This window comes from Pseudomonas wuhanensis, from assembly GCF_030687395.1.
In the GTDB taxonomy this organism is placed as follows: Bacteria; Pseudomonadota; Gammaproteobacteria; order Pseudomonadales; family Pseudomonadaceae; genus Aquipseudomonas; species Aquipseudomonas wuhanensis.
In genome coordinates, this window is sequence record NZ_CP117430.1 from 5006247 (window position 1) to 5027668 (window position 21422).

General features: G+C 56.7%; 24 protein-coding genes and 2 pseudogenes. 18 read left to right on the forward strand and 8 right to left on the reverse strand.

Annotation, left to right across the window (positions count from 1 at the left end):
* Nucleotides 1–145: 145 nt before the first annotated feature.
* The 8 genes and pseudogenes from PSH88_RS23085 to PSH88_RS23120 all read left to right on the forward strand — a co-directional run.
* Complete coding sequence (locus PSH88_RS23085) at nucleotides 146–409, forward strand: DUF2790 domain-containing protein (RefSeq protein ID WP_305422862.1); 264 nt, start codon at nucleotides 146–148, stop codon at nucleotides 407–409.
* Nucleotides 410–596: 187 nt separating this feature from the next.
* Nucleotides 597–830, forward strand: a complete 234-nt coding sequence (locus PSH88_RS23090) for a hypothetical protein (RefSeq protein ID WP_305422863.1) — start codon at nucleotides 597–599, stop codon at nucleotides 828–830.
* A gap of 471 nt (nucleotides 831–1301) precedes the next feature.
* Nucleotides 1302–2552 carry a ribonucleotide-diphosphate reductase subunit beta gene (locus tag PSH88_RS23095; RefSeq protein ID WP_007934889.1) on the forward strand — a complete coding sequence of 417 codons (1251 nt, stop codon included), beginning with the start codon at nucleotides 1302–1304 and terminating at the stop codon, nucleotides 2550–2552.
* Between the two features lie 391 nt (nucleotides 2553–2943).
* Nucleotides 2944–3477, forward strand: coding sequence for a BRO-N domain-containing protein (locus PSH88_RS23100; RefSeq protein WP_305427046.1), 534 nt, complete (start codon nucleotides 2944–2946; stop codon nucleotides 3475–3477).
* A gap of 115 nt (nucleotides 3478–3592) precedes the next feature.
* Nucleotides 3593–4306: an HNH endonuclease gene (locus PSH88_RS23105; protein ID WP_305422865.1), complete on the forward strand. Its 714-nt coding sequence runs from the start codon at nucleotides 3593–3595 to the stop codon at nucleotides 4304–4306.
* A gap of 191 nt (nucleotides 4307–4497) precedes the next feature.
* The gene (locus PSH88_RS23110; protein WP_305422866.1) at nucleotides 4498–5688 is read left to right on the forward strand and encodes an S-type pyocin domain-containing protein; all 1191 of its coding nucleotides are present in this window, start codon (nucleotides 4498–4500) and stop codon (nucleotides 5686–5688) included.
* A gap of 10 nt (nucleotides 5689–5698) precedes the next feature.
* The gene (locus tag PSH88_RS23115) at nucleotides 5699–5950 is read left to right on the forward strand and encodes a pyocin S6 family toxin immunity protein (protein ID WP_305422867.1); all 252 of its coding nucleotides are present in this window, start codon (nucleotides 5699–5701) and stop codon (nucleotides 5948–5950) included.
* A gap of 56 nt (nucleotides 5951–6006) precedes the next feature.
* A pseudogene (locus tag PSH88_RS23120) lies at nucleotides 6007–6075 on the forward strand (hypothetical protein); the annotation flags it as partial.
* Between the two features lie 17 nt (nucleotides 6076–6092).
* Here the strand turns inward: PSH88_RS23120 and PSH88_RS23125 are convergent.
* Together PSH88_RS23125 and PSH88_RS23130 are read right to left on the reverse strand one after the other, a co-directional pair.
* Nucleotides 6093–6281, reverse strand: coding sequence for a type II toxin-antitoxin system Phd/YefM family antitoxin (locus tag PSH88_RS23125; RefSeq protein ID WP_305427083.1), 189 nt, complete (start codon nucleotides 6279–6281; stop codon nucleotides 6093–6095).
* Entirely contained in the window at nucleotides 6278–6703 is a 426-nt protein-coding gene (locus PSH88_RS23130) for a helix-turn-helix domain-containing protein (RefSeq protein ID WP_305422868.1), read from the reverse strand. The genes PSH88_RS23125 and PSH88_RS23130 overlap by 4 nt, the downstream gene beginning before the upstream one ends.
* A gap of 393 nt (nucleotides 6704–7096) precedes the next feature.
* Here PSH88_RS23130 and PSH88_RS23135 point away from each other — a divergent pair, with 393 nt between their 5' ends.
* Complete coding sequence (locus tag PSH88_RS23135) at nucleotides 7097–8086, forward strand: hypothetical protein (protein ID WP_305422869.1); 990 nt, start codon at nucleotides 7097–7099, stop codon at nucleotides 8084–8086.
* 3 nt (nucleotides 8087–8089) lie between these two features.
* Here PSH88_RS23135 and PSH88_RS23140 read toward each other — a convergent pair.
* Together PSH88_RS23140 and PSH88_RS23145 are read right to left on the reverse strand one after the other, a co-directional pair.
* A pseudogene (locus tag PSH88_RS23140) lies at nucleotides 8090–9279 on the reverse strand (hypothetical protein).
* Between the two features lie 114 nt (nucleotides 9280–9393).
* The gene (locus PSH88_RS23145) at nucleotides 9394–10212 is read right to left on the reverse strand and encodes a sulfite exporter TauE/SafE family protein (protein WP_305422870.1); all 819 of its coding nucleotides are present in this window, start codon (nucleotides 10210–10212) and stop codon (nucleotides 9394–9396) included.
* A 111-nt stretch (nucleotides 10213–10323) separates the two neighbouring features.
* Between PSH88_RS23145 and PSH88_RS23150 the strand changes: the two genes are divergently transcribed.
* Entirely contained in the window at nucleotides 10324–11091 is a 768-nt protein-coding gene (locus PSH88_RS23150) for an AraC family transcriptional regulator (protein ID WP_305422871.1), read from the forward strand.
* Between the two features lie 157 nt (nucleotides 11092–11248).
* Here PSH88_RS23150 and bglX read toward each other — a convergent pair whose 3' ends face one another.
* Complete coding sequence (gene bglX, locus PSH88_RS23155) at nucleotides 11249–13477, reverse strand: beta-glucosidase BglX (RefSeq protein ID WP_370694715.1); 2229 nt, start codon at nucleotides 13475–13477, stop codon at nucleotides 11249–11251.
* Between the two features lie 338 nt (nucleotides 13478–13815).
* On the opposite strand from bglX, the gene PSH88_RS23160 reads away from it, so the two are divergent.
* Together PSH88_RS23160 and PSH88_RS23165 are read left to right on the forward strand one after the other, a co-directional pair.
* The gene (locus PSH88_RS23160; RefSeq protein ID WP_305422874.1) at nucleotides 13816–14133 is read left to right on the forward strand and encodes a helix-turn-helix domain-containing protein; all 318 of its coding nucleotides are present in this window, start codon (nucleotides 13816–13818) and stop codon (nucleotides 14131–14133) included.
* Nucleotides 14134–14144: 11 nt separating this feature from the next.
* Nucleotides 14145–14396, forward strand: a complete 252-nt coding sequence (locus PSH88_RS23165) for an XRE family transcriptional regulator (RefSeq protein ID WP_305422876.1) — start codon at nucleotides 14145–14147, stop codon at nucleotides 14394–14396.
* Between the two features lie 61 nt (nucleotides 14397–14457).
* On the opposite strand, the gene PSH88_RS23170 is transcribed toward PSH88_RS23165, so the two are convergent.
* On the reverse strand, nucleotides 14458–15516 hold the full coding sequence (locus PSH88_RS23170; protein ID WP_305422878.1) for an MBL fold metallo-hydrolase: 1059 nt from the start codon (nucleotides 15514–15516) through the stop codon (nucleotides 14458–14460).
* Nucleotides 15517–15731: 215 nt separating this feature from the next.
* On the opposite strand from PSH88_RS23170, the gene PSH88_RS23175 reads away from it, so the two are divergent.
* Entirely contained in the window at nucleotides 15732–16340 is a 609-nt protein-coding gene (locus tag PSH88_RS23175) for a TetR/AcrR family transcriptional regulator (RefSeq protein WP_305422879.1), read from the forward strand.
* Between the two features lie 141 nt (nucleotides 16341–16481).
* Complete coding sequence (locus PSH88_RS23180; RefSeq protein ID WP_305422880.1) at nucleotides 16482–17027, forward strand: DUF1003 domain-containing protein; 546 nt, start codon at nucleotides 16482–16484, stop codon at nucleotides 17025–17027.
* Between the two features lie 6 nt (nucleotides 17028–17033).
* Here PSH88_RS23180 and PSH88_RS23185 read toward each other — a convergent pair whose 3' ends face one another.
* Entirely contained in the window at nucleotides 17034–17975 is a 942-nt protein-coding gene (locus PSH88_RS23185) for a LysR family transcriptional regulator (RefSeq protein ID WP_305422882.1), read from the reverse strand.
* A gap of 15 nt (nucleotides 17976–17990) precedes the next feature.
* Here PSH88_RS23185 and PSH88_RS23190 point away from each other — a divergent pair, with 15 nt between their 5' ends.
* Both PSH88_RS23190 and PSH88_RS23195 read left to right on the forward strand, forming a co-directional pair.
* Complete coding sequence (locus PSH88_RS23190) at nucleotides 17991–18698, forward strand: CTP synthase C-terminal region-related (seleno)protein (protein WP_305422883.1); 708 nt, start codon at nucleotides 17991–17993, stop codon at nucleotides 18696–18698.
* Nucleotides 18695–19018 (forward strand): antibiotic biosynthesis monooxygenase family protein, encoded by a 324-nt coding sequence (locus PSH88_RS23195; RefSeq protein ID WP_305422884.1) that lies wholly within the window; start codon nucleotides 18695–18697, stop codon nucleotides 19016–19018. The genes PSH88_RS23190 and PSH88_RS23195 overlap by 4 nt, the downstream gene beginning before the upstream one ends.
* 142 nt (nucleotides 19019–19160) lie before the next feature.
* Here the strand turns inward: PSH88_RS23195 and PSH88_RS23200 are convergent, their stop codons facing one another.
* A complete protein-coding gene (locus tag PSH88_RS23200; RefSeq protein ID WP_030132586.1) occupies nucleotides 19161–19487 on the reverse strand; it encodes a DUF2025 family protein in 327 nt (108 codons plus the stop codon).
* A 236-nt stretch (nucleotides 19488–19723) separates the two neighbouring features.
* On the opposite strand from PSH88_RS23200, the gene PSH88_RS23205 reads away from it, so the two are divergent.
* Together PSH88_RS23205 and PSH88_RS23210 are read left to right on the forward strand one after the other, a co-directional pair.
* The gene (locus PSH88_RS23205) at nucleotides 19724–20851 is read left to right on the forward strand and encodes a glycerophosphodiester phosphodiesterase (RefSeq protein WP_305483391.1); all 1128 of its coding nucleotides are present in this window, start codon (nucleotides 19724–19726) and stop codon (nucleotides 20849–20851) included.
* A 162-nt stretch (nucleotides 20852–21013) separates the two neighbouring features.
* The gene (locus tag PSH88_RS23210; protein ID WP_305422887.1) at nucleotides 21014–21319 is read left to right on the forward strand and encodes a PepSY domain-containing protein; all 306 of its coding nucleotides are present in this window, start codon (nucleotides 21014–21016) and stop codon (nucleotides 21317–21319) included.
* Nucleotides 21320–21422: the final 103 nt, after the last annotated feature.

A 21422-nucleotide genomic window follows, 5' to 3' on the forward strand; every position in this document is an offset into this window, starting at 1 on the left:
AAATCGGTCTCGCCAACACGGCAACGTGATTAACCCAGTTGCAGCCCCCACGAAGGCAGTTAATCCAAATCCCATTATTAAAGCTCCACACGCAATCCCAAAAAGATTGCGTGACCCCATTCGACCTCAGAAAGGTAAATTTGAAATGAAAGCTTTATTGGTTCTGGCCCTCAGCAGTCTGTGCGCAACCGCCATGGCGGATGAGGTCCCGACTGATGTTGCACAGCAACAACCCGCCATTGAGGAATACACCTACTCCACCCACCTGGACATCGCCAAAGTCATATCGATGAGCGAAATCCCGCATGTCTGCGAAGTGGTTCCGGCCAAAATGGTGTACGACGACTCCAAAGGCCAGCGGCATATTCTGCGCTACAGCGTCATGGGTAACGGCTGTTCTAACGGCTGATCCGCCCCACTCTTATTTATCAAGGCTCAACCCACCCGCCCACTTTAAAGGCAGGTGAAGCGCTGAGCATCACATCGATAAATACGATTGCTTTAAGCATTTATTTGCGCTTTTTAATCAAATTAGTTGGCGTAGGATGAATTCCACACCCAAGGCACACAACGCCAACGAACCTGGAGCCACTACCATGAAAACCAAACTGATCCTCGCCCTGACCCTTTCCGTCCTGGCCGCCAACACCTTCGCCGCCGACGGCTACGACCGCACTGGCTCGGCTGCTTTCAACGACGCAGCTGTCGCTTCTGACGGTTACGACCACACCGGTTCGGCGTCTTTCGCTTCTGATGGCTTCGATCACACTGGCGCTGCCAAGGTTGCTGCTGATGGTTCTGACCACGTAGGCGCAGCTCGTTTTAGCTGATGGCTGAACACAACATTAAAGCCCGACTTCCGTCGGGCTTAGTCATTTCCAGCTAGAAAAGCTGACGAAATACATTTTTTGTCTCCCTCCTGCCTTCAGACCCAGCACACGCTAGCCTCGCGTCATTTCCCTCTTGTCTCTTTCCACAGGTGCGGCAATCTGATCGAAAAAAACGGTCCGAAACCTCATCAAAAGTCTTATACTCACCGCCGTTGATTTGACCGTAAAATATTCTCATATAGGTCTCAACCCTCGGTAAGCTAAGCCCCAGGCGGCTGGTAGGCAATTTGCCCTACCACAACGCGACTAGTCGGCTTGCTCCGTACAGAATCCATGTATTGCGTGCGTAAGTTTTACTACTGCAAGCTACATTTCCTTATAGATCCAACGCGGCCAGAAACGGCTGTGTGAAAAACCAACCTATCAGTTTTCACACGGGCAATCTGGCCCTCACGCAGGAGACGACACGTCATGCTGAGCTGGGACGAATTCGACAAAGAAGATGACGGCGAAGTCGCTGTAAAAGGCGCCAATGCCGGCCACGCTTCTGAAGCCAACATGGACCGCCTCGACAGCGCCGGTGGTGCCGCCGCTCAAGAGGCCCGCGCCGTGACCGCGACGGACTCCGCCGCAATCGCTCGCGCCAAGGCTGCCCTGGATTCCCTCGACGTCGCCGAAGGCCTCGCCGAACTGGAAGGCGCCTCTGCCCGTGTCGCTGTCGATGAAAAGCGCATGATCAACTGCCGCGCCGACCTCAACCAGCTCGTCCCATTCAAGTACGACTGGGCATGGCAGAAGTACCTGGACGGCTGCGCAAACCACTGGATGCCGCAAGAAGTCAACATGACCGCCGACATCGCCCTCTGGAAAAACCCGGAAGGCCTGACCGACGATGAGCGCCGCATCGTGATGCGCAACCTCGGCTTCTTCTCCACCGCCGACTCCCTGGTTGCCAACAACCTGGTCCTGGCCGTGTACCGCCTGATCACCAACCCGGAATGCCGCCAGTACATCCTGCGCCAGGCCTTCGAAGAGGCGATCCACACCCACGCCTACCAGTACTGCATCGAATCGTTGGCCATGGATGAAGGCGAGATCTTCAACATGTACCACGAGATCCCATCGGTCGCGAAAAAAGCCACCTGGGGCCTGAAATACACCCGTTCGATCTCCGATCCGAAGTTCGAAACCGGCACCGTCGAAACCGACAAAGAATTGCTGCGCAACCTGATCGCCTACTACTGCGTTCTGGAAGGCATCTTCTTCTACTGCGGCTTCACCCAAATCCTCTCCATGGGCCGCCGCAACAAAATGACCGGCGTCGCCGAGCAGTTCCAATACATCCTGCGCGACGAATCCATGCACCTGAACTTCGGCATCGACGTGATCAACCAGATCAAAATCGAAAACCCGCACTTGTGGGATGCTGAGATGAAGGAAGAAGCGAGCCAGATGATTCTGCAGGGGACTCAGCTGGAGATTGAATACGCTCGTGACACCATGCCTCGCGGCGTACTCGGTATGAATGCGGCGATGATGGAGGACTACCTGAAGTTCATCGCTAACCGTCGTCTGTCGCAGATTGGTTTGAAGGAAGAGTATCCAGGGACGACTAACCCGTTCCCTTGGATGAGCGAGATTATGGACTTGAAGAAAGAGAAGAATTTCTTTGAGACTCGGGTTATTGAGTATCAGACTGGTGGGGCGCTTAGCTGGGATTGATTCCCAAGCTCGCCATGATTTGACGATGTAAATCGAAAAATCGAATTGCAAGAGGCCCCGATCTGATCGGGGCCTTTTTATTGGGTAAGAAAATTCTCACTAATTCGACCTTCACTACTAAAACTCCTACAACAATTCCAGCGCCGTCCGCATTGATGTCGTTTCAGAGCATCTCTAAGCTCTATAGCAGGTGCCTAAGAAACGCCCAACGTAGAAGCTAACTTCCTTTCCACAGTACGCGCGCTGATATCAGCGATATACGCGTATATCTTGTGAGGGGGGAGAAACAGCCTGTTGGGATTTCTTAGATCCTCTACGTTGGGTTCCGGCCCTCTTCCACTCATACGTAGAGGTAATGGATATGCCTGCAGAAACTCCACACCGATTGGTCATGCGTGATCCCTTTAGGCCGACTATCTTCACCCGCCACAACCTTCACCTCCACGCCCTTCTTCTTGAAAATCAACCATGGTTCTGCGCCCGCGATGTTGGCCGTTTGATGGGTGTCCATCTGAGTGATCGTATGGTCAGCAAGCTGGATAAAGATCAGCGTCGCATTTTGTGGATTGAGTGTTTCCGACAACCAGAAAAACAGCTAATGCTCAGCGAGTCCGGCGTGTATGCGCTGCTGGTGTATCACTACGTTCCAGGGAATCGGTTGCTGCGAGAATGGTTGACCCATCAGGTGGTGCCAGCCTTACGCGATGCAAAACCCTCGGAAAATTCGGATCGTCCGATGTTGAGTGTGTTGGATTGGCCGGAGATGTCGTTGAGTTTGCTTCATTGGCAGGATGAAAGTTGGATTCGGCTTCGGGACATGCCGTACCTGTTGAGCGATCAATCGCAGCGGCGCGTGACGGTGGTTATGCCTTGGTGGCGGAAGGTTGCGCAGGTATTTCAGTCGTCGAAGCATTCGATGGGTTAGAAGACGTATTTGTAGGATCTCTTGCGAGATCCATCGCTATTTTTTGTAGGAATTTTCGTAGACAGTCGTAATCGCCACTCAGTATCGTCCGAGGGTTTCAACCCTCGGCGATTGTATGGATACGGAAAAAAGCAATAGCGATTGGAGTGACGTGGAGATTCAGGCTGCGGTCGATGCCTATCTCAGCATGTTGTCACGCGAGCAAAGCGGTCAGAAGGTCAATAAGGCTCACGAGAATCGCGTCCTGCGCGAAGGTGCCTTAGCGGGCCGCACCAAAGGCTCGGTTGAGTTTCGAATGCAGAACATCTCTACCGTGCTGGTCGAACTCGAACGAGATCGCATTGAGGGATACAAACCTGCCAAGAATGTCGGCGCGAATGTTGCGCGTAGCATTCGTGAAGCGCTGAACGCGCCGAATACTGTAACGCCGGAAGACTTTGCCCCGACCGCCGATGAAGCAACGCTAGAAGAACGTGCTGCCAAACTTGAGAAGCGACCGTTCAAAGGCGAGCCGAAGGGGATATTGAAACCACAACAAGTGCCGAGCTCGAGCAACTCTTTTGTACGCGATCCTGAGGTTAGAGCCTGGGTGCGGAAAGAGGCCAAGGGTATCTGCGAGGGTTGCGGAAAACCGGCTCCGTTTGAAAAGGACGGCAAGCCGTTTCTTGAGGTTCATCACGTTAAGCATTTGGCGCAGGAAGGTTCGGATCGCCCGAGCAATGCCGTGGCGCTATGTCCGAATTGTCATCGACGTTGTCACCATTCGAGCGACCGGGATGAGTTCACAGCTTCACTGTTTCAGAAGGTGGAGCGGTTGAAGTTTGAGTGATTGGGCCTGGAAAACTTCATCGGCGCATGTACACAAAGGCGGCGAGTCGTAAGATTTGCGCTGCCGTCCTGAAAAAAAAGAAAACACCTAGAGTCATCCAGGACTCGTCCTACAGCCACGATTAGCCACGTTAGTTAATGTCGCGCAGCCCCTTTTCCGGGGCTGCCGATGAATGAACGAAAGGATGATCAGTGGCTGGCAACAAGGACATTCCGCGGATTAAGAATCCACCCTCCGGTGATGGGCATCACGTCACCAACCGCTACATGACTGCCACCGAATTGGCCGAGCGAGACGCCAGACAAAAAGCCTACGAGGCCATGCTGGCCAGGCAAGACGCCTTCGAACGCAGCCGTCAGGTCATAGCGGAAAAGCAGAGGCTCACTCAAGCAGGATGTGTCTTCGCCAAGTCCTGCAAGCTGCCGGACGCCATCATCGATTACTCGAATCCCTCAGGGATGGTGCCGACCGATAGCCTGAAAGACTACGGTGACCTGATTCTGCTGGGTGCTCGCGAAGCGGATGAATCAGGCGCAGTGCCACTGAAGAAGATCAGTGGCACTGCGATTCCCGTCGGTCTGGGCTCCCTCGCTTTGGCCGGCTCGGCATTCGCCGCTATCCCCGCCGCAGCCGCAGGCACCGTCGCAGCGGCGCTGGTTGGTCTCGTAGCTTTGGTCACACCCTCGAGTCTGGGCGACAGCTCGCTTTACACCGAAGACCAACTCCGTGCGCTCAAACAGGCCCGCACCCGCGTTCGCCTGCGGGTCGAGCAACAGACTGACGGCAGCCTAAAGGGATACGGTTTCTACACCGGCAAAAATCGCGACTGGGAAATGGTGGATGTCGCGCAGTTCACATTGCGTGGCAGCCAGCAGGTGGCTGACCTGGGTGACGGCATTGAACTGATCTGGACCCCGGCTGTAGATGGTTCCGACATCCTGGGCATTCCTGCGCTGGAGACTGCCCCGCAAGCGCCGCATATCTGGGTTTACCCCCCGACGAAAGCGGCTGACAGCATCATCGTGAACCCGGTTTATCCGCCGGAGTACAAGGATTTCATCCTCGTGTTTCCGGCTGATTCAGGGATTAGGCCGGTTTACATTGTTCTCAGCCAAATCGGTGATCATTCGTATTATGACCACCCGAAAACGCTTCCCGCATTTCCAGATACAACCCGAGTAAAGTCGAAGTCATCTGTTCAAGGGGGAGGAAAGAAACGCGCTCGTTGGGTTGACCGTAAGGGGCGAATTTATGAATGGGACTACAAAAGTAATGCTGTGGAAAAATACGACAAACTCGGAGTCCATTTAGGCGAATTCAACCACATCACAGGCGAACAAATAGAACCTGCGAAACCAGGCAGAAAAACCTCAAGAAATTAAGGATTACAGCATGCGCCACCTTTCAATAACTGGCTTTTATCCGGATGACAGACAGGACGACTCTTTGCAGTTTGAGCTGGATATCGAAGGAACTGAGCTCAATGAGAAAGTTGCCCATCTTATTGAATCGAAGCCACTAAACGAAGTGGAACCAGGAGAATTACTTTTAAGCGAGAGTCAGGTAATGACGCTGTCAGAACTTCTAGGCGTCAGTTTTCCTGAGGGTCTAGAGTACTTTATGGGCACTTGCGCCAAGCAATGAAATCCATTGTCACAATTAGTCAAATAAAGCCCTGACCAATCACACTGATCGGGCTTTTGCTCAAGAAAACCCAATACAAGGGAGGACTTCGGGATCGCAGGACGGATGCGAAGGGTAGAACAATTTACGAGTGGGATATTTTTCATGGTGAACTTGAAGCCCTGTCAAAATCCACCGACATCCGAATCTTCCCCTTTAATCGCCTAGGCTTGCGCGTCTGCGGTGAATCGACATGGGGCAGCAGGTCCAGATAAGGCTTGCCGGCCTTGGTGATCACCACCCTGCCGCCCTGCCATGCACGCGCACCTGCGGATTTTGCGTCATCACTCATTCGGTCGGGCTCTTGTCGCCATCCTTGGTCTTCGTTGCCGCTCGCAACGTAGCCACTCTACTAAGCTGCCCTGCGGACTTGCGTTTAGGATTGGCGCCGCGAACGGGCGCTTTGGAAACCGGCTTTTGCTGCCCAAGCGGCGGCGTGTAAAGGGTTGTGGCAATGGTCAGCCCCAGCCGCAGCCCGAACTTCCTCAGGATGGCTTCGAGGGTGCTGACGGTCGGATTAGCCTTGTCCTTCTCGATCTGGTACAGAGCCTTGGTCGACATCTTGCACATGGCTGCAAAGGTTTCCTGGTCGAAACCGGTCACTTCAAGCCTTAGCCGACGAATAGCGGTGCCCAGGGTTTCGATCCCCGTCACATGCTGCATGACGATGTCGTCAATGAGCTCCCTGCGCCATTCGTTGATGTTCTCTTTCATCGCAGCCCCCATTCAACCAAGCGTCCTGGCATGGCTTGCCACACAGTCGGAACTATAATGCCAACTATCGTGGCTCAACTCTCCACTTCCAGCAATATAATTCCGGTTATGCACGCGCGTGGTGAAGCGGGCTGCAATTGCAACGCTGTCATTCTTGTTCGGGCGGCGTTTTTTTATTGGCAATGGACTGGGGCTGCTTCGCAGCCCAGCGGGGATAAATCCCCTCGCCACAGGGTCAGCGTCGAGCTGAGCGTTTTTCAAAAGTAGCGTCTAAAGCCCTGCCCATTGACCGGTGCATCGCTACGGATTTTGCACCGCGTCGAAAACAGTCAGTGCAACCCGCCCCGCCTCCCGCTATTAATACCCTTCCCCACTCAAGGACCCGAGCCCACCATGAAATTCGACCTCGCCTACTGCCTCAGCCTCGACGACAAGCTGTCGATCTATGACGTGCGCGATTTGAATTTCGACGAAACCATGGATTTCGATTCCGCCAAGGAACACTTCCAGTGCCCCAACGATGCCTGCCGTTCGGCGTTTGATGCCGCCAACGTGCTGGGGACGTTCAACGCCAAGAATGTGAATTACGTGCGCACGCCGCACTTCAAGAACATGCCCAGCACGCGGCATGTTGCGGATTGTCCTTATGTCAGTCTGAAGACGCCGGCGTCGGGCCTGGAGGCGGATGGAGCGGAATCGGATGACAGTCGGGAGGAGCATTTCCCGTCGGAGTTGTTGCTGACTCGGCGTGAGTATGTGCGTAAGCCGTCGAACCCAACCGTGGCGGCGGATGTTATGCGGGATGACGCAAAACCAGCTTCAGCGGCCAGTAACGTCGAGCATCCGACTCGCGAGTCGGCGCCGGACAAGACCAGCGTCTTCGCCCATCCGGTGGAGTGTTTTGTGTCGAACTTCGAGGACAAGGAGCTGCTCAAGCGCATGCCGCTGAAGATTGGTGAGCACACGGCGCCCTATGGGTCGTTCTTCAAGAAGATCGAATACCTGCAGGACAATAAGGGGCTGATTTACTGGGGCAAGATCAAGGAGATCCAGGATTACACGCAGAGCTTTCGCATCGATTTCGAACAGAAGGTCTGGTTCAAGCAACCGGACGAGGCGAAGAAGAAGCCTTATTCGGTGAACGTTTATCTGAGCAAGAAGCTGATCGACAACTACCGCAAGCGCAAAGCGTTTTTGGAAGAGATCAAGCACGCCGTCGACAGTGAAGCGGAGTTGTATTGCTTCTTTTATGGCGTGACGCCGGAGTTGAAGCAGGTGCCGAGCAAGAAAAACCCCGAACAAACGTTCGGGGTGTTCAGTGCCAATATTGAGAACCTGGATCACTTCATTATTCGGGAAGCGCCGGGGTTGGCGTCGGGCTAAGGTTTAATTTTGTGACAGGTCGAGTTTGACCGCGCCGGGATGTTGCTTGACCACGGCGTACGGCAGTACAGACCAGCCCGGGTCATCGCAATTGCGTTGCACGCGGGCGAAGTACGGTCCCAGGTACAGGCCTTTATCGGTGAAGTACCAGTTGGAATACCCCCAAACGCTTTCGTCGGTGTAATCGCAACTGTCCTCGTCCACCGGCATCTGCATTTCGTCGGGGTACAGCGCGGTGAAACGTTTGATCAGCCATGGCACGAACACTTCGCGCTGATAGGTGAATCGTGCTTTGTCTTCTTCCTCGGTCAAGGCTGTGTCGCCCGCGCCGTCGCGATCGGCGTGCAGCAGCGGCTTGCCTTTGCCAATCCACAGCACGTCTTCCAGCGACAGATTATGACCGGTACGAACGTCGAGGTTGATCGGTGAATTGCCAAAGTCCGGGTGCGCGCCACCGCAGCTGTAGCTGGTGGAGATGTTCAGGCTGACCACATCGGGTGACAGGAATTTGGGGCCGACACCCTGGACGAACTCGGCATACTTTACACCGTGCAGCAGGCAGCCGTGGTAGCTGATGACTTCGCTCCAGAGCCGCCCCAACAATTGCTGATTGATCCGCTGCTGGTCGGCTTTCGGGTAGCCGGATTCGACGCTGAACATGGAGAGACTGGACTCGGGCTGCGTCCACCATTGCAGGTCGTAGCCCATGAAGGACTCTTTCTTGCCCGGCTTGAGTTTCAAGCCTGCAGGCGGAGATATTCGTAAGGGTCGCTTTTCGATAGCGAAGCAATGAAGGGCAAGGCGTCCGCCGCCGGGGCTGGGGGGTTGGCCTCGGTCAACTGCACTTGAAGGACTTTGCCCTTGGGGCTTTTCCATTCACCCTGCCAGCCGTTGGCCGTTTCTTGCAGCTTCAGGTTCGGCAGGGGGTTGTCGTCGCCGTAGCGGTTGTTGCCTTCGGTTAGCGTCAGCGTCTCTTCTTGCAGCGAGCCGCTCAGCGCCAGGTCGCGATGGTATTTCTCATAGAAGTAGCGGCCGGTGACTTCGTCCGGCTGATTGGTGTTGAGTTCCAGCACAATCGGCATGTTGCCCAGGGTGCCGGTGAACACCCGTCTCCCATCCTCGGCATGAGCAGTGGGAGACAACATGAATAACAACGCGGCGACTGGCGCCAGGCGTAACAATCCTTTGAGCATTGATCGATCCCTGAATGAGTCGGAAGCAGCGCCGAGCAGATTGAATGCGGCGCAGGTTGAACGAGGACGGATTATGGCGAGGTTGCCTGGAGGAATCGAGCCTCATTGCACGCCTCACTTCATCGCCATGCTGAGCATCACCACCACCAGCAAACCAATATAAACCCGCGCATGCACCCGATCCGGTATCCGCCCGATCCATGGCGTAGCCAGCCGAATCCCCACCAGCGCCCCAGCCGTCAGCACCGCAAACGCCAGCACATCCACATAACCGACAAACCACGACCCCAGATCAAACTCGGTAAACCCGGCCATCGCCATGTAAGTCAGCGTCCCAACCACCGCAACGGGCAGGCTCAATGGATTAGCCATGGACGTTGCCTGAGACATGCTCAACCCACAACGCCGCAACAACGGCACGGTCATGACGCTGCCGCCCACGCCGAGAAACGTGGCGATGGTGCCGATGCCTACGCCGCCGCCAGACATTTCTGCCCTGCCCAATCGCCGTGGGATTACGGCGTCAGACTGTGTGAGAAAACCGCGTCTAAACAGGCAATCCAGAATGGTCACGCCCAGATAAACGATGAAGGCCAAACGGATCAGCTCACCACTCGCCCACATCGCTGCAACGGCGCCGACGATCGTGCCCAGAGCAATGAACCCGCCCAACGGCCACAGGTAATGGCGAGTGAGATTTCCGGCACGGTGATGTTTTCCGGTGGCGATCAGCGCATTGACGATCATCACGCAGGTCGAGGTGGCCACGGCGATGTGCATCGCCGATTGGCTGATGGGATCGTCGGCGCTGTGACTGGCCGTGAGCATGCGGTACAGCAAGGGCACGACGACGAATCCGCCGCCGAAGCCGAACAGCACGGCGGTGACGCCGGTCATGCAGCCGAAGAGTGCCAGCAAGAGGTAGAAGAACATCGCGCATCGTCCGTTGGTTGAGAGTGGCCGACGATAGAGCGATGGGGCTTGGCCTGCTTCAGCAAGTCAGCCAATAATGTTTGCGTTTACGCCAACCGCTGGATCCGCTCGATGCGCAATGTTTCGATTGATCTGCTGGACGACACGCCACGGCCGGTGGTGGCGATCGGTACGGATTACCCCGACGGTCGTCTGTTACCGCGCCATACCCACCGGCGGGCGCAGTTGTTGTACGGCGCCACCGGGGTGATGCAGGTGAGTACGCATGACGGCAATTGGGTGGTGCCGCCGCAGCGGGCGGTGTGGATTCCGCCGGGGGTGGCGCATGAGGTGTTGATGCTCGGGGTGAGCACGCGCAGTTTGTACATCGAACCGGGGGCGGTTGATCTGGGCAATCGTTGCCAGGTGATCAGTGTTTCGCCGTTGATGCGGCATTTGCTGATGGAGGCGGTGGAGGTTGCGCTGGAGTACGACGAGGCCGGGCGCGACGGTGTATTGATTGACTTGCTGCTGCACGAATTGGCCCGTAGCGCTCACTTGCCGTTGCACATTCCGTTGCCCCTGGATTCGCGGCTGCTTGGGTTGTGTCAGTCGTTTCTCCAGCATCCGAACGCTCATCAATCGCCGCAACAATGGGCCGATCAGTTGCATATCAGTTTGCGTACGTTCAATCGTCTGTTCCGCCAACAAACGGGGCTGAGTTTCAGCCAATGGCGGCAGCGGGCCTGTGTGGTGCTGGCGTTGGCGCGACTGGCGGTGGGCACGCCGGTGACGCGGATTGCACTGGATTTTGGCTATGACAGCCCGGCGGCGTTCTCGACGATGTTTCGTCGTGTATTGGGGCAGGCACCGTCCGTTTGGTTGGAGGGGGCGAAATAGCGAGCTCGCGACCAAACGCAGAACCTGTGGGAGCGAGGCTTGCCCGCGAAGAATGCACCGCGGTTTTTCAGGTATTACGCGTCATCGTTCTTCGCGGGCAAGCCTCGCTCCCACAGGTTTCTGCGCTTGGTACTTTCATTTTCTTGACTCACTGGCGTTAGCCACTGCCTTGTTCTGGCAGCAACTCAAAACTCTGCTCCTTCACATTCTGAGAGTCCAGACCGATTTGCACCCGGAACTCGCCCGGCTCAGCGGCGTACTCCAACTGGGTGTTGAAGAACTTCAAGTCGTTCTCATTAATGCTGAAATGGACCGCTTTCTCCTCTCCGGCCTTGAGCATGATTTTTTGAAAGTTCTTCAGTTCTTTGACCGGACGGCTGACGGTGCCAACGACATCGCGGATATACAGCTGAACCACCGTTTCGCCGTCGCGCGGGCCGACATTCTTCACCATGATGCTGGCGACGAGATTGTCGGTCTTGCTCAGTGTGGTCGACGACAGGGCCATGTCGGTCAGGCTGAAGTCGGTATAACTCAGCCCATAGCCGAAGGGATAAAGCGGACCATGGGATTGATCGAAATATTGCGACGTGTAGTTGCGAAGCCCACCCGCTATGTAGGGGCGCCCGGTGTTCAAGTGGCTGTAGTAATTGGGGATCTGCCCCACGGAGCGTGGAAAGGTGATGGGTAACTTGCCGGACGGGTTGTAGTCGCCGAACAACACATCGGCAACGGCGTTGCCTCCCTCGGAGCCGCTGTACCAGGTTTCCAGAATCGCATCGGCCTGTTTCTGCTCCTTGCCGATGGACAGTGGCCTACCGTTCATCAATACCAGTACCAGCGGCTTGCCGGTGGCTTTCAGGGCAGTGATCAATTCACTCTGGCGCCCAGGTAGATCGAGGCTGGTTCGACTGGCCGCTTCATGAGACATACTGCGAGGTTCACCCACCACAGCAATCACGACATCGGCTTGTTGTGCAGCCTTGACCGCTTCGTCAATCATTTCTGCTGCCGGACGAGGGTCGTTCGCGATTTCGGACACGCCCTGGTATTCCAGGTATTTAACAACCTCCTGATCCTCCTCGAGATTGGCGCCTCGGGCATAGATCAGCGAGCCCTGGTTCATCGCGTTTTTCAGTCCGTCGTAGATCGTCACCGATTGTGCGGGCACGCCACTTGCAGACCAACTGCCCATGATGTCGACGGTACTTTTTGCCAACGGACCTATGAGCGCAATCACGCCCTCTTTTTTTAGCGGCAAGAGCCCGTTTTCATTCTTCAGCAGCACCAATGTCTTGCGTGCCACCTCACGGGCCTGGGCTCTGTGCAGACGGTGTTCGGCATTGTTGTCAGCGGGGTCTTCACTGGCAACGCCGATGCGCCGGTAAGGGTCTTCGAACAGGCCCATGTCGTACTTGGCCCCCAGCACTTCCCGCACCGCGTTATCGATATTGCTCTGGGAAATAGCGCCCGACTCAAGCAGCCCGGGTAGTTCCGGACCATAGGAGAAGTCGTTCATGCTCATAGCAACGCCGGCCCTGATCGCGAGCCTGGCTGCTTCGCGGTGATTCTTCGCAACACCATGCTGAACCAGATCGTTGATCCCGTTATGGTCGCTGATGACCAGTCCCTTGAAGCCCCATGCCTTGCGCAGCAGGTCTTGCATCAACCAGGCATTGGAAGCGGCTGGCACGCCATTTATCGAGTTAAGCGCCACCATCATCGCCCCCGCGCCACCCTCAATTGCCGAACGATAAGGTGGCAGGTAATCCTGGTGCATCCTGGCCAGGCCCATGTCGACGCTGTTGTAGTCGCGTCCACCTTCCACAGCCCCATACAACGCAAAGTGTTTGGCGCTGGCCATGATGCTGTCGGGTGCATTCGGGCTTGTGCCCTGGTAGGCCTGAACCATCGCTTTGGCAATGCGCGACACCAGGTAGGTGTCTTCACCGAAGCCTTCGGAGGTGCGTCCCCAACGAGGGTCCCGGGCGATGTCTATCATCGGGGCGAAGGTCATATCGATACCGTCGGCACTGGCTTCTTTTGCCGCTATCCGACCGCTTAACTCGATAGCGCCAATATCCCAACTGGAGGCCAATGCCAGGCCAATGGGGAAAATGGTTCGATGGCCATGTATCACGTCCCAGCCGAAAAACATCGGTATTTTCAGGCGGCTTTGTTGAGCCGCGTCCTGCATGGGTCGGTTTACGTAACGGCTTACAGAGCCGTAGGTACCACCGATTCGCCCGGCGGCGATCTCTTCGCGCATCTTTTCGGGCGTCATCTTTTCATCAATAGCGATCAACCGCAGTTGGCCGATTTTTTCCTCCAGGGTCATCTGATTTATCAGGTTGCTGACAAAGGCCTCTTTGCTCAACGATGCCATATCAGCCACGACGGGCAGACTTGTAAAACCGATCAGGGCACATAGCAGACGTAGTCTTTTCATGATTCCCTTCCCCGCATAACGCTGTACCGCACTGCGTCATAAACGCCACTTTCCTTGTATTGAAAATCAGAAAGCTGACGTTCAATCGTTGCTGCTGGCGGGAGTTGAAAACCCTGAGCCTTCAAGATCCCGCATAGAAACAGCGTAGTCGGTCCCAGGCGCCTGCCTGAGCGAAAAAAGGAATCGATCAAAAAAATGAGTTTGATCCGGGATCAAAACAACTGTACAAAAACACAGTACATTTTGAATCAGCACTCTCGATCCCGGAGAACACCATGGCCACTCTTGCGATGAAAATCACCCTGGAACGTATCGCCCTCTTCCAGTTCACCCCCGCCCACTGCGCCCAGGCCCGAGCGATGCTGGGCTGGAGTGTTGAAGAGTTATCCGAGGAATCCGGGGTTTCCGTTGATGCCATTCAGCGCTTCGAGGCGGAACGCGATGTGCTGGATGTCACCCGGCTGGCATTGGCGTATCGACTTGAGTCGCAAGGTCTGGTGTTCTTCCCGGGGTTTGCGCCGGGAAGAGGGATGAATGTGAAAGGGTCGACACCGGATCCGGTGGGGCGGGCGGATTATGCGATGGTTGAATGAGGTGTCAGCAGATGAATGAAATCGATGGAAGCAACAGCTGTGTTTATCAGGCGCTGGGCTATTCCGAGGCGGGTGAGATGCGGGCCAAAGCCGAACACGTCATGAAGATTGGCCTGCTCCTCGAAACCGGTCGGCTGAGTAAGACCGAGGCCGCGCAAAGGCTCGGACTGTCTCAGGAGGAGCTGGACGAAATACTGAGTGGAAAGTTTCGCGATTTGACCGTGGCAAAGATCTCGGAATATCCAAACCTGCCTACTGGATGAACGCAGATAGATGGGTTCAGAACTCGGGCCGCTCCATGGCAGGCGGCCCGGCAGCACAACATCAAGCGTTCTGAGGCTCCATCGGATCGCTTACACCCTCCAACCCCAGCCACCAGGTATGACCACGTTGCGGATACATCACGTTGAACGCCTCGCCCATCTGCGGCGTGGTAATCGACACGCTCCGCTCCCAGGCCAACGCCAAAATGCGGTCGAAAGGTTCGTACCAGACGTGCATCGACAGATCGAAGGTGCCGTTGTGGATTGGCAGCAACCAGCGTCCTTTAAGGTCAATGTGCGCTTGCAAGGTTTGCTCGGGCTGCATGTGAACGTGCGGCCACTCGACGTTGTAAGCGCCGGTTTCCATGAGCGTGAGGTCGAACGGACCGTACTGTTGGCCGATACGTTTGAAGCCGTCGAAGTAGCCGCTGTCGCCACTGAAGAAGATCCGCGTATCGCCGTCGATCATCACCCACGATGCCCAAAGGGTGCTGTTGCTGTCGAACAGGCCACGACCGGAAAAGTGCTGTGAGGGTGTGGCGACGAATTGAAGGCCATCGACTTCGGTGCTCTGCCACCAATCCAGTTGGCGCACTTTGCTGGCATCGATCCCCCACTTGATCAGGGTGTCGCCCACACCCTGTGGTGTGAGGAAGTATCGGGTCTTGTCCGCCAGTTTGAGGACAGCCTGATAATCGAGGTGGTCATAGTGATCGTGGGACAGGATCACCGCTTCAATCGGCGGCAGTTCTTCGAGGCTGATCGGTGGCTGGTGGAAGCGCTTCGGGCCGGCCCATTGCACCGGAGAGGCGCGCTCGGCGAAGACCGGGTCGGTGATCCAGAATTTGTCTCGCAGTTTCAGCAGGACTGTGGAATGACCGAGGCGATAGACGCTGTGGTTGGGCGCGGCGATCAACTCGGCCTGGGTCAGGGTTTGCACCGGGACGGGGGCGGACGGTCGGGTGTCGCGTGGTTTGTGGAAGATCATGTTCCAAATGATGCGCAAGGTTTTGCGAAAGCCCTGGCGTTCTACGGGCACATGATTTCGGTACTGACCTTGAGCCTGTCGTGAAGCTTCAGGCGTTGAGGCGTTATCCGCTGGAGAAGTTGAAGTGGCCATGTCTGAATGACTCCAGAAAAACCGCACGATTGACGATTTTCCGTTTGGGACGATAAATGGCCAAGGCACGCACGCATCAGCCGAAGATTCTATATTTCACCGCGCAGGATTAACAAAACATTACACTGCACAGTGTAGTTCCAAGGTTGCATCAAAGCGGATCACAAGTAAACTACCAAGTGTAGTTCCCCACTTCTTCCTGCCTAAGCGTATTTATGACAGCTCCACAGCGCCTCACTGACCGTAAACGCGAAGCCATCATTCAGGCGGCGATTGCCGAATTCCGTGCCAACGGTTTCGACATCACCAGCATGGACAAGATCGCCGCCACCGCTGGCGTGTCGAAGCGCACCGTGTACAACCACTTCCCGAGCAAGGAAGAGTTGTTCGCCGAAATCCTCAATCAATTGTGGGCGCGGGTAACGGCTGAACAGGAAGCGGCCTATCGCCCTGACTTACCCCTGCGCGATCAGTTGCGCCTGATGCTGCAGGCGAAACTGCAGATGCTGTCCGATGAAAATTTTCTCGACCTGGCGCGGGTAGCGATCGCCGCCGCCATCCATTCTCCCGAGCGTGCGCAAAACATGGTCACCCGGATGGGTGAGCGCGAAGAAAGCCTGACTGTGTGGATTCGCGCTGCCCAGGCCGATGGCCTATTAAAACCGGTCGCACCCGAGTTCGCCGCGCAACAGGTCCAGGGATTGCTCAAGTCCTTTGCGTTCTGGCCGCAGATTTCCATGGGCCAGCCAAGCTTGTCGCCCGAGATGCAGCACACCGTCGTGGAGTCGGCGCTAGACATGTTCCTGGCCTGTTATGAGCTCTGAATCGAGCTGCAAAAAATGACAATATCCGCCGCGTTATCGCTGACAGGTCGCTCTGAGTAGAAGCACCGAAATGTGTTTCAGAATGAAACTGGCGCCGGGGCTATAGTGAGCCTCAGTCCCAGCGGCCATGCAGAGAGCACCATGAGCACCCCGACCCGCGAAATCGAAACCGATACCACCGGCCCCGTCGATCACCTGCGCTTTCATCGCCCTCACGCTCATCTGGCACCTACTTTCGGTACCGACCGTTTTGCCCTGCGCGCCGAGGCCTTTGCGCGGTTCTTCGGCACGCCGACTTTTCTCGGCGCCCAAACCCTGATTGTGGTGGTCTGGATTTGCCTGAACCTGTTCGGTGTGACCGATTTCGATGTGTACCCGTTCATCCTGCTTAACCTGGCGTTCAGTCTGCAAGCGGCCTATGCCGCACCGCTGATTCTGCTGGCGCAGACGCGTCAGGCGGCGCGGGACAAAGCCCAGTCAGACGCCGATGCGCGACATCGTGAAGCCTTGGCCGTGGCCAACAGCGATCGTCAGGCCCAAGCTGCGCGACACACCGCGCAACTGTTGGAGCTGCTGGAGCAAAACACCCGGCTCACCGAAATCACCAAGACCCTGACCGAGCGTATCGAAAGCCTGACGTCGGAAATGCATCAACACTTTGTAGGCAAAGAGCCGCCAAAGGCGTGATCCGGCTCAAGGCAACTTCAGCGCCCGGCCCAACTCATCGAACAACGTCACCACCGAGCGCAACGCGCGGCAGTCCGGGCGAGTGAGCAACCACAGGGTGGTGTCGTAACCGTGCAAGGGATCAGTCAACGGTTGCAGTCCGTCGCCGATGAGGAAGTCCGGCAATGCCGCGACACCCAGCCCTGCCCGCACCAACTCAGTCACCGACAACATGCTGTTGCAGCGATAACCCGGTGTCACGCCGGGCAACTGCTGACGACGCCAGGCGACGGTGGGGTGATCAGGCAGGAAGTCGTCCGGGGCGATCCAGGTCAATGCAGCCAAGTCGTGGGAATCAACCGATTGCAGATAGGCCGCGCTGGCACAGACCCGGTAGGAAATATCCGCCAGCCGCCGGCCAACCAAATGCTCGGGTGGTGTGCGGGTCAGCCGCAAGGCGATGTCGGCATCGCGACGGCTGAGGTTGGCGAAATCGTTGGAGGTGCAGAGTTCAATGGTCAGCCCCGGGTAAGACGGCATGAACCGCGCCAGCGCCGGCAACAACAAACTTTGCAGGACCGAGTCGGTGCAGGTCAGGCGCACGGTGCCGCTGATGACCTCACCGCCCTGCTCCACGCCAATGCGCGCCGCCTCCAGCGCTTGTTCGGCGCGTTCAGCCTGCTCGGCCAGGGTCTGTGCCAAGGTGGTCGGCAGATAACCGGTACGGCTCTTTTCGAACAGTTGCTGACCCAGCGCGGCTTCCAGTCGGCGAACGGCACGAAACACCGTCGAGACGTCAACTTTCAACAACGCCGATGCCCGAGCCAGAGAGCCGCCGCGCACCAGGGCGAGGATCAGGGACAGGTCCGGGTAGTCCAGTCGATAGTGCGTCGGTGCATTGATCACTTGGGATAACGCCAATATTGATTGCGTGAACGCCAATCTATAGTGGGTACCAGGAATCAACAAGCGTCGAGATCACTCATGGAAACCAACGCCATCCGCATCGCCCTGATCGGCGATTACGACCCACAAGTCACCGCCCACCAAGCCATTCCCGTCGCCCTCGGCATGGCCGCCGAACACTCAGGCAGGGACATACAGTTTCAATGGTTGGCCACCGACCACATCAACGCCGATACGCCACTGGATGACTTCGATGGTTTCTGGTGCGTGCCCGCCAGCCCTTATCGCGACATGGACGGCGCGTTACGGGCGATCCGTTTCGCCCGCGAGCAGCAGCGACCTTTCCTCGGCACTTGCGGCGGTTTTCAGCACGCAGTACTCGAATTCGCCCGCAACGTTCTGGGCTGGAAAGATGCCGAACACGGCGAGACCTCGCCCGATGCGACACGGGCGTTACTCACGCCGTTGACCTGTTCGCTGGTGGAAGCCGTCGATAGCATTCATTTGGTTGAAGGCTCGTTGATCGCCAAGGCGTACGAAAACGCTGAGATTTGCGAGGGATATCGCTGCCGTTATGGTGTGAATCCTGAGTTTGAACGGGAGCTGCTGAAACAACAGTTGCACGCGGTTGGCCACGATTCGGCGGGAGGGCTGCGGGCGGTGGAGCTAAAAGATCATCCGTTCTTCGTCGCCACGCTGTTCCAACCGGAACGCGCCGCGCTCAAGGGGATTCTGCCGCCGTTGGTCCGCGCGCTGATCGAGGCTTGTGCGAGGCAAAAATCATGATCGCCCAGACACCTGCAACGCCTTACTACGCAGTGATTTTCACCTCGCTGCGCACCGACGGCGATCACGGTTACGAACAGGCCGCCGAACGCATGGTGGAACTGGCCCGGGAGCAACCCGGCTTCCTCGGCGTGGAATCGGCCCGGGGTGCGGATGGGCTTGGAATTACGGTGTCCTACTGGGACAGCGAAGCGGCGATCCTTGCCTGGAAGCACCATCCCGAGCACAGCGCGATTCGCGAGCGCGGGCGTTCGACCTGGTATTCGGCGTGTCATACGCGGGTGTGCAGGGTTGAGCGGGCCTATGCGTTCAAACAGTAAATGACGCAGTGTTCTGTAGGCCGTCTTCGCGGGCAAGCCCGCTCCCACAGGTTTTCGGGGTTGGTCCAGATTGCATGCACGCTACAAATCCTTGTGGGAGCGGGCTTGCCCGCGAAGAGGCCAGAACAGCCACCACAAACCCTCAACCCCGCACCAAACTCCTCACCGCCGTAATCTGCGGCACTTCCCGCCGATTCATATACACCCGCAACGGCTCGGTAATGTTGATCCGGTCGTCGATGTTCTGGTCCAGCAGCAACTGGATCAGTTCGCGCTTGAGCGTCATGGTCTGCTCGGGGCCGGGTGCCCAGACGAATTCACTGGTGGGGATGATGCCGTCGTCGGCCACGTCCATGCCGAACGAGTCTTCGCTGAAACGAACGATGTACTGGCCGGTCTTGCGATTGAGGCCGACGAAACCTTTGAGCTGGTCGGCGGCCTGGCAAATGAGCTGGGAAGTGATGCGCATGATAAACCTCACAAAAGGTCGAAGGACCGGTGATCGATGGTTTACACGCAGGGCAAGCAAACGGATTTCCCTCTGCCGGGGAAATTGCCGGGGCCAAGAGTACTGCAAAGAACCGCACAAAAGCGCTGAAAATAAAATTGCTTTAAATACGTTTATGTCGGTCTGGCGATAGCGCTAGCGGCGCTCAGTTGTTAAAAGATACGTCTTTGAAAACCCATCGCAAAAGGACTTCGACCATGCCTGTCACCTTCACCAAGAGCGCCTTGCTGCTGAGCCTGATGCTCGGCCTCGGCCAGGCACAGGCCGCCAACGAGCCTAGCCCCACCGCATTGGCGACCCGTCTGGGCATTCCGCATCCGGCGGTGATCGCCCACCGTGGCGCGTCTTTCGATGCACCGGAATCCACCGCAGCCGCCTACAAACTGGCTCGCGACCTGGGTGCCGATTACTTGGAACTGGATCTGCAGCGCAGCAAGGACGGCGTGCTGTTCGCCCTGCACGACAACAACCTGCAACGTACCACTGACGTCGCCACCAAGTTCCCTGAGCGCAAGGACAGCCCGGCCAACGAATTCACCATCGCCGAACTGAAAACCCTGGATGCCGGCAGCTGGTTCAACAGCGCTTACCCGGATCGCGCGCGTCCGTCTTATGCAGGTCTGAAGATCCTGACCCTGGACGAAATCATCGACATTGCCCAAGGCAATCCGCTGCACAAGCCGGGCCTGTACATCGAAACCAAAGAGCCGAAGCAGTTTCCCGGCATCGAGCGCGACCTCAAGGAGAAACTCCAGGATCGCGGCTGGCTGAGCCCGACTGGCTCGAAACTGGCGAAGAGCAATCTGGCGGTCGGTCAGGGTAAAGGCAAAGTCGTGCTGCAAACTTTCGAGAAGAGCAGCCTCGAACTGCTTGAGAAGGAAATGCCGCAAGTGCCAAAAATCCTGCTGCTGTGGGTGGGCGAAGGCAGTATCGAGCCGAAATCCAAAGTGACGTTCGCCGAGTCCGGTGACAAGGACAAAGCGAGTTACTACGCCAAACAGGAGCCAAAAGACAAAGCCGAATTCCAGCAATGGGTCGACTACGCCAAAGCCCAGGGTGCGATCGGTACCGGGCCTTCTGCCGCACTGACCAAGGGTGGTGATCAGAGCTATTCGGACCTGGTGAAGCCGTGGATGAACCAGTACACCCACGATCAGGGCCTGTTGGTGCACGTCTACACCATCGATGATGCGGTGGATTATCAGAAAGTGGCGGATGCCGGCGTCGACGGCATCTTCACCAACCGCGCCAGCGAACTGCTGAAGTTCTATAAGCGTCCGGCAGCGGCGAGCGTTGCGCAGTTGTTGCAGAACAACGGGTATTGATTCGAGAACGTGGCGCTCCCATCGCGGGCAAGCCACGCTCCCACAGGTTTTACGCAGACCTTGTGGGAGCGTGGCTTGCCCGCGATTGCTTTTTTAAGGGTGAATTAAGTTGCGCGAACTAACCTGATCCCACTTAAACAGCTCATCCAAGGAAAGAACCTCATGAAAACCTTAACTGCCCTGTTCACCGCCGCTGCCCTGACCCTCACCGCTGGCCTGGCCCAGGCTGACGTTCGCGTCGACCAGATTCCTGAGTTGGTCAAGAGTGGCAAGATCAAACCCCTGGAAGAACTGAACCAGGCCGCCCTGAAGTTGCACCCGGGCGCCACGATTACCGACACTGACCTCGATAACCACTTCAACGGCTATGAATATGAAGTTGAACTGCGCAGGGCTGACGGCACCGAGTGGGACGTGGACTTCGATGCCACTACCGGCAAGGTTCTGAGCAACAAACAAGACAAGTGATTCATCTGCAAAAAAAGCCGCACGACTTTCGGGTCGTGCGGCTTTCTTGCGTTCGGCGTCAGGCGGTTCGCTGAAGCGACGAACGAAGCCGCGACAATTCGCG